The 11,906-nt window shown below is 63.6% G+C and carries 13 protein-coding genes; 3 read left to right on the plus strand and 10 right to left on the minus strand.

The window, feature by feature from the left end:
• Positions 1-15: 15 nt before the first annotated feature.
• Complete coding sequence (locus JD971_RS01090; protein ID WP_202085365.1) at positions 16-1,137, minus strand: phosphoserine transaminase; 1,122 nt, start codon at positions 1,135-1,137, stop codon at positions 16-18.
• 176 nt (positions 1,138-1,313) lie between these two features.
• Between JD971_RS01090 and JD971_RS01095 the strand changes: the two genes are divergently transcribed.
• Together JD971_RS01095 and JD971_RS01100 are read left to right on the plus strand one after the other, a co-directional pair.
• On the plus strand, positions 1,314-2,003 hold the full coding sequence (locus tag JD971_RS01095) for an extensin family protein (RefSeq protein ID WP_236672203.1): 690 nt from the start codon (positions 1,314-1,316) through the stop codon (positions 2,001-2,003).
• Positions 2,004-2,057: 54 nt separating this feature from the next.
• Complete coding sequence (locus JD971_RS01100) at positions 2,058-2,630, plus strand: TMEM165/GDT1 family protein (RefSeq protein ID WP_202085367.1); 573 nt, start codon at positions 2,058-2,060, stop codon at positions 2,628-2,630.
• Here the strand turns inward: JD971_RS01100 and JD971_RS01105 are convergent.
• The 9 genes from JD971_RS01105 to JD971_RS01140 all read right to left on the minus strand — a co-directional run bounded on the left by JD971_RS01105 (position 2,627) and on the right by JD971_RS01140 (position 9,568).
• A complete protein-coding gene (locus JD971_RS01105; protein WP_202085369.1) occupies positions 2,627-3,136 on the minus strand; it encodes a GNAT family N-acetyltransferase in 510 nt (169 codons plus the stop codon). The two genes, JD971_RS01100 and JD971_RS01105, sit on opposite strands and share 4 nt — an antisense overlap.
• Positions 3,137-3,248: 112 nt before the next feature.
• On the minus strand, positions 3,249-3,866 hold the full coding sequence (locus JD971_RS01110) for a response regulator transcription factor (protein ID WP_202085371.1): 618 nt from the start codon (positions 3,864-3,866) through the stop codon (positions 3,249-3,251).
• A 155-nt stretch (positions 3,867-4,021) separates the two neighbouring features.
• On the minus strand, positions 4,022-4,777 hold the full coding sequence (locus JD971_RS01115; protein WP_202085373.1) for a proteasome-type protease: 756 nt from the start codon (positions 4,775-4,777) through the stop codon (positions 4,022-4,024).
• Between the two features lie 103 nt (positions 4,778-4,880).
• Positions 4,881-5,270: a transglutaminase family protein gene (locus JD971_RS16975; RefSeq protein WP_371809684.1), complete on the minus strand. Its 390-nt coding sequence runs from the start codon at positions 5,268-5,270 to the stop codon at positions 4,881-4,883.
• 18 nt (positions 5,271-5,288) lie between these two features.
• Positions 5,289-5,693: a transglutaminase N-terminal domain-containing protein gene (locus JD971_RS16980; RefSeq protein ID WP_371809685.1), complete on the minus strand. Its 405-nt coding sequence runs from the start codon at positions 5,691-5,693 to the stop codon at positions 5,289-5,291.
• Positions 5,694-5,708: 15 nt separating this feature from the next.
• Positions 5,709-6,659 carry an alpha-E domain-containing protein gene (locus JD971_RS01125; protein WP_202085375.1) on the minus strand — a complete coding sequence of 317 codons (951 nt, stop codon included), beginning with the start codon at positions 6,657-6,659 and terminating at the stop codon, positions 5,709-5,711.
• A 31-nt stretch (positions 6,660-6,690) separates the two neighbouring features.
• Positions 6,691-8,133 carry a circularly permuted type 2 ATP-grasp protein gene (locus JD971_RS01130; protein WP_202085377.1) on the minus strand — a complete coding sequence of 481 codons (1,443 nt, stop codon included), beginning with the start codon at positions 8,131-8,133 and terminating at the stop codon, positions 6,691-6,693.
• A 49-nt stretch (positions 8,134-8,182) separates the two neighbouring features.
• Positions 8,183-9,022 carry a triacylglycerol lipase gene (locus JD971_RS01135; RefSeq protein ID WP_236672204.1) on the minus strand — a complete coding sequence of 280 codons (840 nt, stop codon included), beginning with the start codon at positions 9,020-9,022 and terminating at the stop codon, positions 8,183-8,185.
• A gap of 9 nt (positions 9,023-9,031) precedes the next feature.
• Positions 9,032-9,568, minus strand: a complete 537-nt coding sequence (locus JD971_RS01140) for a DUF3617 domain-containing protein (protein ID WP_202085379.1) — start codon at positions 9,566-9,568, stop codon at positions 9,032-9,034.
• Between the two features lie 137 nt (positions 9,569-9,705).
• Between JD971_RS01140 and uvrB the strand changes: the two genes are divergently transcribed.
• Positions 9,706-11,892 (plus strand): excinuclease ABC subunit UvrB, encoded by a 2,187-nt coding sequence (gene uvrB, locus JD971_RS01145; protein WP_202085381.1) that lies wholly within the window; start codon positions 9,706-9,708, stop codon positions 11,890-11,892.
• Positions 11,893-11,906 lie beyond the last annotated feature (14 nt).

Raw genomic sequence — 11,906 nt, forward strand, 5'->3', positions numbered from 1 at the left:
CGCACCGCAAGAGAATTACGCCTTCAGCGCATTCCAGGCATAATCGAGCCAGGGGCCGAGCGCCTCGATATCGGCGGTGTCGACCGTCGCCCCGCACCAGATGCGCAGGCCCGGCGGTGCATCGCGATACCCCGCGATGTCATAGGCCGCGCCCTCATCCTCCAGCAATTTGGCGAAGGATTTGATGAAAGCCGCGTCCGCGCCCTCGACCGTGAGACAGACCGAGGTGTTGGACCGGATCGCCGGATCGACGACCAGATGACCGAGCCATGCGCGGTCCTGCACGATGGTGTCGAGCGCGGCGGCATTGGCATTGGCGCGGCGCTTCATCTCGGCGGCGCCGCCGATGGATTTCGCCCATTCGAGCGAGAAGATCGCATCCTCGACCGCGAGCATCGAGGGCGTGTTGATCGTCTCGCCCTTGAAAATGCCCTCGATCAGCTTGCCGCCCTTGGTCATGCGGAACACTTTGGGCAGCGGCCATTCGGGCGTGTAGCTTTCCAGCCGTTCGACCGCGCGCGGACCGAGGATCAGCACGCCATGCGCACCCTCGCCGCCCATCGCCTTCTGCCAGCTGAAGGTCGCGACATCCACCTTGGTCCAGTCGATGTCCTGCGCGAAAACGGCGCTGGTCGCGTCGGCAAAGCTCAGCCCTTCGCGATCGTCGGGAATCCAGTCGGCGCCCGGCACGCGCACGCCCGAGGTCGTCCCGTTCCAGGTGAACAGCACGTCATGCGACCAGTCCACCGCGGACAGGTCGGGAATCTCGCCATAGTCGGCGCGCATCACGGTCGGGTCGATTTTCAGCTGCTTGACCGCATCGGTGACCCAGCCTTCGCCAAAGCTTTCCCACGCCAGCGTCGTCACGGGCCGCGCGCCCAGCATCGTCCACATCGCCATTTCGTAGGCGCCCGTATCGGAGCCCGGCACGATGCCGATGCGATGCGTGTCGGGCAGGTTCAGCACCTCGCGCATCAGGTCGATGCAATACGCGAGACGCGCCTTGCCGATCTTCGAGCGGTGCGAACGGCCGAGCGATCTGCTGTCGAGTTTGGAGGCATCCCATACCGGCGGCTTTGCGCAGGGGCCGGATGAGAAAAAGGGACGCTGCGGGAGCGTCGGCTTGGTATCGGTCATGTATTCTCTCCTTTCAGAGAGCTCGCGCGGCGTTGGGACCGCGTGGCCCGTCGGCGGCACTACAGCGTGCGCCGGCCAAGTCAAGCGGTGGGGTGCGCCTGTGTGAAATTATCGTTCACCGACAATGCGGCGAATGGCGCATTGGCGTCGCGGAGCGGTTGTTATAGGGAGCACATATGTCGAACCGGGTCCCGCCAATGAAGTTCCGCCGCCTGCCGTGTATCAGCGTCGCCATGGCGCTTTTGCTGTCCGCCTGCGCCGGCGATGCGCCCGCGCCGTCGCGCGATACGCGCGGAACCGGCACGGCCAGCGGCGCACAGGGCGATGCGAACGTGCGCCAATGCCGCGCCTTGCTGGGCGATGCCGGCGTCGCCTTCACCCCGGCGCAGGATCTGTTCGCGGGCAAGGGCTGCGACAGCACCAATGCGGTCTATCTGCAAAGCCTGCCGAGCGATGATTTGCGCATGTCGCTGTCGAATCTCGACCGGGTGTACTGCCCGCTTGCCGACAGTTTCGCCGGATGGGCCCGCTATGGCGTCAATCGCGCGGCGGAGCAGATCATGGGCAGCCCGGTGACGAAGATCGAGACTTTCGGAAGCTATTCCTGCCGCAATGTCGCAGGGACCGGGCGGCGTTCTGCGCACTCCAACGCGCAGGCGATCGACATTTCCGCCTTCGTCCTCGCCGATGGGCGGCGTGTGACGGTGCTCGACGGGTGGAACGGTTCGCGCGCAGAACGCGAATTTCTGCGCGCCGTGCATCAAAGCGCTTGCAAACGGTTCGGCACGACGCTCGGCCCGGACTATAACGCGGCGCATCGCAATCATTTTCACGTCGAGCCGGGCGGCGGCGGCTTCTGCCGCTAGGCCTGAATCGCGTAAACGCCGCATCCTCCCGATTTCCCGCTCCCGGAGCATAGAATGGACGCTTTCCTCACATCGACACTGGTGGTCGCCCTCGCCGAGATCGGTGACAAGACGATGCTGCTGGCGATCGTGCTCGCCACCCGGTTCCGGCGACCTTTCGCCATTGCAGCGGGGATATTCCTCGCCACGATCGCCAATCATTTCCTCGCGGCGCTGCTCGGTGCGACGGCCGCGGCATGGCTCGACAGCGAGTGGTTTCGCTATGGCGTGGCGGCGGGTTTCGTGGCGATGGGCCTCTGGACGCTCATCCCCGACACATTTGACGAGGATGACGAACCACGTTCGCGCGGCGGGGCGTTCGTGACGACGTTGATCGCGTTTTTCCTCGTCGAAATGGGCGACAAGACGCAGATCGCGACCATCGCGCTGGGTGCGCAATTCGCGGCGACAGGATGGGTGACCGCGGGCACGACCCTCGGCATGATGATCGCCAATCTTCCGGCAATCTGGCTGGGCGATGCGCTGGTCCGGCGGGTATCGCTGAAGGTCGTGCGCACCATCGCGGCCGCGCTGTTCCTCGCCATCGGGATCTGGCTTCTCGCGCAGACGGCAGGCTGGCTCCCCTAGCCCGCCATCGCAACGCGTTCGAGCAGAACGACCGTATCGCCGAGATGGCACCCCTCGCCAAAGGAACGATACCCGAGCTTTGCCGCGACGCGCAGGCTGCGCGCATTGTCGGGCGATATGATGCAGACCGTCCGGCGCGGCGAGACATGCGCATCGAGCCAGTCATGCGCCGCAATCGCTCCCTCGGTTGCGAAACCGTGCCCGTGCGCCGCCGCGGTAAACACCCACGCAGCTTCGGGATAGCCGTCGATGCCCTCGATCCCGCGCCTGAAATCGCTCAGCCCGACATTGCCGAGAAACTCCTGCGTCTGGCGGTCGAATGCCATGAACATGCCGTAACCCTGCAAGGCCCAGTTGCCCGCCATCCGCTGAAACCGGTGCCAGCTTTCATGCTCGGTCGTCGGGCCGAGTCCGAAATCCGGCGCGAGTTCCATCGCGCGATGGGCGGGGTAATCCTCCATCCGCGCCGGGCGCAGCAACAGACGTTCGGTAACTATGGGTTCCATCCGGACAATTTTCGCGCAGCCTGCGCCCCATGGCAAGCGGAATGACCGGGGCGGGCCGGATGCGCTACCCATCCGACCCGCCCGGTCCCTTCCCTGCACGTTGTCGAACTGATTAATGCATCCAGTCGCCCAGCGACGCCTCGAGTTTGAGCCGCACCGCTTCTGCCGCGTGCCGCGCGCCGAGCTTGTCCATCATGTTGCCGCGATGGATCTCGACGGTGCGCGGGCTGATGGAAAGGTCGCGGGCGATGTCCTTGTTGCTGCGTCCCTGCGTCAGCCGGTCGAGAACCTCCCGCTCCCGGTTGGACAGGATCGAGATGCGGAGCCGCGCCTCGATCGCGCGGCGGCGATATTCGGCCTGGTTCGCGGCCTCTGCGGAAACCCGGGTGATCGCGGCCTGCAATGCGCTGTCATCCGCCGGTTGGGAAAGATAGTCGAGCGCCCCGGCCCGCATCGCGGCGACAACACGCTCAAGCCCCGGATCGGATGCCATGGCGATGATCGGGAGCCATCCGCCATTGTCGGACATCGCCTGGATCAATCCGTCGATGCCGCCGTTTTCGGGGTCATCCTGCGCGAGGATGATGCCCTTGTCCGGCATGTGCTGGCACAATTCGCCGACATCGGCATACACTTCCGCATGATGCCCGAGGTTGAAGACAACCCGGGAAAAAGCGGCGCGGTTGCGGGGGTCGGCGTCGACGATGTGGATTGTTGTTCGCTGTTCCATGTCCCGGATGATGCACCCGGGTTCGGACCACGGCCATTACGGTTAAATCCGGTATGGACCTATTGGAAATGGTTAACCACGCGCCCGGCGAAAATCGGACAAATGATCATCCGATATGGTTGCAACAGGCGGGACACAAAACGCCGCCGCAGCCATCACGATTGCGAATCGTCATTATAAAAACTGTAATCCGGCAATGAATGGAAGGCCGAGCGCAACGCTTCGCCCCATCCCGAGGAGATCGCGTTGAAATAGGGATCGTCGGCCATGATGCGCCGTTCGTGCTTCGGTTCGAACAGATCGCGTTCGAGCACCGTCACGTCGAGCGGCATGCCCACCGACAGGTTCGCGGCCAGCGTGGAATCCATCGACACCATGAGCAGCTTGACCGCGTCTTCGAAACTCATGTTCCAATCATAGCCGCGCAGGATGATCGGACGGCCATATTTCGTTTCGCCGATCTGGAAAAACGGCGTGTCGGTCGACGCCTCGATGAAATTGCCTTCGGGATAGATCATGAAGAGGCGCGGCTCCATGCCCTCGATCTGTCCGGCGACGATGATGGACGCGGTGAATTTCGGGCCGCCCGACTGCCCCTTGTTCGACATCTGTCGCTGTATCACGACATCGCGCAGGAGATCGCCCACCATGTTCGCGACCTGGAACATGGTCGGCGCCTTGAAGATCGTGGGCTCGCGCTCCTCAGGCGTCTTGTTGCGCTCCTCGAGCTGGCTGATGACGGCCTGCGTCGTCGCCAGATTGCCCGCGGTCATCATCGTGATGACGCGGTCCTCCCCCTGAAACGTGGTCATCTTGCGAAACACCGAGATATTGTCGACGCCGGAATTGGTCCGCGTATCGCTCATCATCACGATGCCCTTGTCGAGCAGCATGCCGACACAATAGGTCATGCATTATATCCTTTGAATCTTCGGTCTGCTGCGCCGCTCTATCGCATGAAAAGCGTAATTGCGACGCCTGTGCGACGGTACGCGATGCTGCGTAAGCGTGCGATTACTGGTCCACCGTCTGCTGCGCGACGGCCAATTCGACGGTCATGGAATCGGTGTGTCCGCCGCTCGAAATGCCGGTGATCGGCGCGGCTTCGCGGTAATCGCGCCCGGTTGCCACGCGGACATAGCGCGCATCGGGGCTGATCTGGTTCGAGATGTCGAACCCGACCCAGCCGAGCCCCGCCACGAATGCCTCGGCCCAGGCGTGGCCCGCTTCCTGATCGACGCGGTCGTTCATCATCAGATAGCCGCTGACATAGCGGGCCGGCACCTTCATGATACGCGCGCAGCCCAGGAATATATGGGCATGGTCCTGACACACGCCGGTCCCCGCGCCGAGCGCCTCCGACGCGGTGGTCTGCGACGTGGTCGTGCCCGTTTCGTAGCGCACCGCATCGATGATCGCGGCCTAAAGCGCGTGCATCGTTTCCAGCGTATCATCCCCGCCCGACACACGGTCGACAAGCGCGCGCATTGCCGCATCGGGCCGGGTCAGGTCGGTCTGCGTATTGAAGTGCCACAGCGGCAGATCGCCCGCATGGCGCCCGATGATCCCCGCCTTGTCGTCGGTATCGACCATGCCCTTGCACGCGATCTCGACATGGGTGACGCCTGGATCGACCTCGACGAGCACGGTCGTGTTGCAATTGTGATCCTCGTAGCTCAGCTGTTCGCGCGCGCCGTCATATTCCATGTTCCAGGACAATACCTCCTGCCCGCTCGTCGACTTGGGCGTGAGGCGCAGACGTTGCAGGCCATGGACGACCGGCTCGTCGAAATCGTAACGCGTGCGGTGCGAGATGGAGAGACGCATAACCCTTGTGACTTTCTATTCGACGAAGCGGTAATCGTGCTGAATCGCGGCGGCGATGCGTTGATTCTGCGCGACGAAGCCGGTGAGGAATTCGTGCAGGCCCTGCTCGAATATGCTGGAGACGGTCTGATCGTGGAGCGCGACATCGGCGCCGCGCATCAATTCGTGCGCCTCGACCTCGCCCCCGTATTGCAGCGCCAGGTTGCCGAGATTGGCGCGCAGCTTTTCGTAACAGAAGCTGAGCGAGCGGGGGAAACGCCCGTCGAGCACCAGGAAATCGACGATGCCGCGCGCGTCCATCTGTCCGGCGTTGAGCCAGCGATAGGCCCGTTCGGCACCGAGCGAGCGCAGGATCGTCTCCCACTGCACATTGTCGAGGCTCGACCCGACATAGGACAGCGAGGGCAGCAACACGTAATATTTGACGTCGACGATCCGGGCGGTGTTGTCCGCCCGTTCGAGGAATTGCCCGATGCGCCCGAAATTGAAGATGTCGTTGCGCAGCATTCCGCCGAGCATCGCGCCGCGCACCTGCGTGGTCTGATGCCGGATGAGGTCGAGCACATCGTTGAGATTGGTGTTGCGCACCGGTAAGCGCAGCGCATCGCGCACCGTCATCCAGCTTTCGTTGACCGCCTCCCACAATTCGCGGGTGATCGCGGCGCGCACGCCCCGGGCATTGTTGCGTGCCATCTCCAGGATGGCGAGCACGCTCGTATGGTTGTCCGGATCGCGCAGGATGAAATTATAGACGTTTGGACCGGAATAATCGTCGCGCCCGTATTTCTCCTCGAACGCGGGCTGAAGGCCGGCGGTCACGATGACGGAGCGCCATTCCCCGCTGCTCACCGTCTTGTCGCGGGTGAGCGCCATGCGAAAGCCCGTGTCGATGAGGCGCGCATAGTTTTCGGCCCGTTCCAGATAGCGGAACATCCAGTAGATATTGTTCGCAGACCGGCCCAGCATCAACGCGCCTCCCCTTGACTGTCGCGCATGCTCATTCCTCCAGTACCCAGCTGTCCTTGGTGCCGCCGCCCTGGCTGCTGTTGACGACGAGCGATCCGCGCTTGAGCGCGACGCGCGTCAGCCCGCCGGGCGTGATGTCGATGCCGTTCGGGCTCATCAACGCGAAGGGCCGCAGATCGACATGGCGCGGCGCCAGACCCTTTTTCGTGAAGATCGGGCAGGTCGACAGCGAAAGCGTCGGCTGCGCGATGTAGTTGTGCGGATTGGCTTTGAGCTTGGCGGTGAATTTCGCGATTTCCCGCTTGGACGAGGTCGGGCCGATGAGCATGCCGTAACCGCCCGAACCATGGACCTCCTTGATCACGAGATCCTCGATATTGTCGAGCACGTAGGCGAGCGAGTCCGGCTCCATGCAACGCCACGTCTCCACATTGGGGAGCAGCGGCTTCTCGCCTGTATAGAACTCCACGATTTCGGGCATGAAGCTGTATAATGCCTTGTCGTCGGCGACGCCGGTACCCGGCGCGTTGGCGATGGTGATGCCGCCGGCGCGGTACACGTCCATGATGCCCGGCACGCCGAGCACGCTGTCGGGATTGAAGGTCAGCGGATCGAGATATTCGTCGTCCACCCGGCGATAGATCACGTCGATCGGCGTGAAACCCAGCGTCGTGCGCATCTGCACCCGCCCGTCGATCACGCGCAGGTCCGTGCCCTCCACCAGTTCGGCGCCCATCTGGTCGGCGAGGAAGGCATGTTCGTAATACGCCGAATTGTAGATCCCCGGCGTCAGGACCGCGACCACCGGCTTGCGCCCGTTGGATCCGTCGAAGGCCGGCGGCGCGCATGCCGCAAGGCTGCGGGCGAGACGGCGGGGGTAGTTCGACACCGGCGCCACCGACACGCGCGTGAACAGTTCGGGGAACATCGCCATCATCGTTTCGCGATTTTCCAGCATGTAGGACACGCCGCTCGGCGTGCGGGCATTGTCCTCCAGCACCATGAAATCGTCCTTGCCCGTGCGGACGAGGTCGATGCCGGTGATGTGGGTGTAGACATTGCCCGGCGGGGTAAAGCCCGACATGTGCGGCAGAAACGCCTCGTTCCCATGGAGGAGCCATTCGGGCACGCGGCCGGACCGGATGATCTCCTGCCGGTGGTAGAGATCGTGAAGGAAGGCGTTGAGCGCCCTCACCCGCTGCTCGATCCCGCGGGACAGGCGCCGCCATTCGCTGGCCGTGATGATGCGGGGCACCGGATCGAACGGGATCAGCCGTTCCTCGGCATCGTCCTGTCCGTAAACATTGAACGTGATGCCGGTGCGGCGGAAGAAGCTCTCGGCCTCTTCGTGCTTGCGCCGCAGGATCGTGCGATCCTGTTCGTCATACCAATCGCAATAATCTTCATAGGCGGGCCGTACATTGCCGTTGGCATCGTACATCTCGTCGAAATTCGCGCTCGCGTCCCCGCTCATATGACGATCAACCCCGTTTTAATGTCAGACCCATATTAACAAAAGCGAGTCAGGCCGTATCCGTTCCCGAAAGATGTCGGTCGAGTACGGCAAGAACCCTCTGAATCGCGGCGGGATGCCAGGCAAACCCCATGTGCGTACACCGCACATGGTGCATTTCATCGCGCTCCCCCGCCTTTCCGCCTGCGCAGTGGCGGTGAACGATGCCGTCGCGCGCACTCCACAAGGCGATGGTGGGAACCGGCGGCTTTTTCGCCAGATCGCCGCCCACCGGCGGATCGTCGACCGTATGCCCCGCGATCGCATGATAGATGCGCCAGGCGTTATTGCCATGCATGTCGCCCGAAAACGGCGAGCCCATGGTCACGACCATCTCCACATCATCCGGCACGCGCTTGGCCGCCTCGCGGGCGTAGACGCCGCCGAGGCTCCACCCGATCAGCACGATGGGCGCGCCCGAGCTTCGCGCCATCAGCGTGATGCGTGCGCACAGCCGCTCGAACTCCTGCGCATCGGCGCCCAGGTTCCAGCCGAGGCCCCAGTCGACGACGGTATGCCCCGCCTTTTCGAGCGCGCGGCGCAGCGGCGCCATGCGCCAGGGATGCGAGCCGAATCCGGGCACGAGCATGACGGTCCGCGCCTCGTCCGCCGGCGCGACCCGCACCCGCCCATGCGACCAGGCATAGGCATGGGGAAAGATCGCCGACGCAAACTCCGACAGGATCAGCCGCGCATTCGGCCGCGCCACGCCATCAGGCTGCGGCATGCGGGCGAGCGCGCGCCGCCGCCGCCATTCGGATGCGATAAAGCGCATCTTGTCCGATGTGCGCGCGCCGGATGCGCCCGATGCGCCATGTGCCGGTTGCCGGTGTTCGTCCATCGCCGTCATGTCACGCCATCAGGCCGGACAATCGCCCAGCCGTTCCGATTCCATCGTCATGGCCATATCCATGTCCATTGCCGCGTTCTCCTGGCTCATCGTCATGTCGATCCGCGATCCGGTGGACGACACGCTCCCCTCCATCGCGATCGTCACCTCGCCGCCCTGCCCGCCGCCGCAGGTCAGCAGGGCATCGAGATTGCCATCGTCCACGCCAAAGCGATTCCAGGTGCAGTCGTCATTCTCCGTCACGCGGCGAAACTGATCCGCGAAGCCTTCGCTCGCCTGTTCCGGGGTGAGGCAATAGGTGCGGGTCGCGTTCTGCTCGATGGCGTTGCGCACCTGTGCGACGATCTCCTCGGGTGCGCCCGGCATCTCGAGCGAATTGATCGTGATCGTCTGCCGATATTCGCCGGGGTCGGGACGGTCCAGCTTCTCGGCCTCGCTCGCTGCTTCCTCGACCGTGGGGTTTTCGGTGGGCGCATCCTCGGAACATGCGGGCAGGGTGAGCGCCATTGCCGAACACAGCGCCAGCGACGCGAAACGGATTGTCATAAGCGCAATACTCCTTGTTGCATCCCCTGTGATAGCGGGCCGGCGGGCCGAGCGCCAATGCTGATTCTCGCGCGCGTCATGGCAGGCCTGCGCCGTCGGCGATTGCGAAACGCCGCATCGCCCCCCATATCCGCGCCATGTCCGAACTCGTCATCCGCCGCGGACTGCAGGAGCCCGATACCTCCGGCAGTTTTGTCCCGCACAAACCCAACCGCCCGGAAAAGAGCGAACCGGGCAAACGGTTCGAAATCGCATCCGATTACGAACCGGCTAGCGATCAGCCCACCGCGATCCGCGAACTCACCGGATCGGTGCGCGATGGGGAAAAGACGCAGGTCCTGCTCGGCGTGACGGGGTCGGGCAAGACCTTCACCATGGCCAAGATGATCGAGGAGTTGCAGCGTCCCGCGCTCATCCTCGCGCCGAACAAGATTCTCGCCGCGCAGCTTTATGGCGAGTTCAAGAGTTTCTTCCCCAATAACGCCGTCGAATATTTCGTCAGCTATTACGATTATTATCAGCCCGAAGCCTATGTGCCGCGTTCCGATACCTATATCGAAAAGGAATCGAGCGTGAACGAGGCGATCGACCGGATGCGCCACTCCGCCACGCGCGCACTCCTCGAACGCGACGACGTGATCATCGTGGCATCGGTATCATGCCTGTATGGTATCGGTTCGGTCGAGACCTACTCGGCAATGATTTTCGACATCAAGAAGGATGACACGGTCGATCAGCGCGAACTGATCCGCAAGCTCGTCGCGCTTCAGTACAAGCGCAACGATGTCGGCTTCGCGCGCGGCAATTTCCGGGTGCGCGGGGACAGTCTCGAAATCTTCCCCTCCCACTATGAGGACATGGCCTGGCGCGTGAGCTTCTTCGGTGACGATATCGAGGAGATCAGCGAGTTCGACCCCCTCACCGGGAAGAAAGGCGCCTCGCTGTCGAAGGTGCGCATCTACGCCAATTCGCACTATGTCACCCCCGGCCCCACGATGAAGCAGGCCGCCGAGGCGATCCGGTTCGAACTGACCGAACGGCTGAAGGAGCTGGAGGCCGAGGGGCAGTTGCTGGAGGCGCAGCGGCTGGAGCAGCGTACCAATTTCGATCTGGAGATGATCGCGGCCACCGGATCCTGCGCGGGGATCGAGAATTACTCCCGCTTCCTGACCGGCCGCCTGCCGGGCGAGCCGCCGCCGACCCTGTTCGAATATCTGCCCGACAATGCGCTGCTCTTCGTCGACGAAAGCCACCAGACCGTGCCGCAGATCGGCGCCATGGCCAAGGGCGACCACCGGCGCAAGATCACGCTTGCCGAATATGGCTTTCGCCTGCCGTCGTGCATCGACAACCGCCCGCTGCGTTTCAACGAATGGGACGCGATGCGGCCGCAGACGATCGCGGTGTCGGCGACCCCCGGCGACTGGGAGATGGAGGAGACAGGCGGCGTCTTTGCCGAACAGGTCATCCGCCCGACCGGCCTCATCGACCCGCCCGTCACGATCAAGCCGGTGGAGGACCAGGTCCAGGATTGCATCGAGGAGTGCAAGGCGACCGCGGCCAATGGCTACCGCACGCTGGTCACCACGCTGACCAAGCGCATGGCCGAGGATCTGACCGAATTCATGCACGAGGCGGGCGTAAAGGTTCGCTACATGCACTCCGACGTGGAGACGCTGGAACGGATCGAGCTGATCCGCGATCTCAGGCTCGGCGTGTATGACGTGCTGGTGGGGATTAACCTCCTGCGCGAAGGGCTGGACATTCCCGAATGCGGGCTGGTGTGCATTCTCGATGCGGACAAGGAAGGGTTCCTGCGGTCCGAAACCTCGCTCATTCAGACGATCGGACGCGCCGCGCGCAATGTCGACGGGCGCGTGATCCTCTATGCCGACCGCATCACCGGCAGCATGGAGCGAGCGATGGCGGAAACCGACCGTCGCCGCGAAAAGCAGCAGGCCTATAACGAGGAACACGGCATCACGCCGGTCACCATCACGCGCCGCGTCGCCGACATCGTCGGCGACAGCGCCGCGCGCGACGATGCCGGCGGCGAACCGGGCGAGGATGAACCCCGCAACCTCGCCGGCCACAACCTGCGCGCCTATATCGAGGAGCTGGAGCAGCGGATGCGCAATGCCGCCGCCGATCTGGAGTTCGAGGAAGCCGGACGCCTGCGCGACGAGATCCGCAAGCTGGAGGCGGACGAGCTCGGCCTTCCCGACGGGGAGCAGAAGGCCCCGCGCGTCGGCCGATCGAACGAGGGAAAACCCGGCACCCGTAAATTGCGTTACGGCAAGACTCAGCGCAAATGGGGCAAATGATCCGCTTCGTTCCC

The organism is Croceicoccus sp. YJ47 (genome assembly GCF_016745095.1).
GTDB lineage: Bacteria > Pseudomonadota > Alphaproteobacteria > Sphingomonadales > Sphingomonadaceae > Croceicoccus.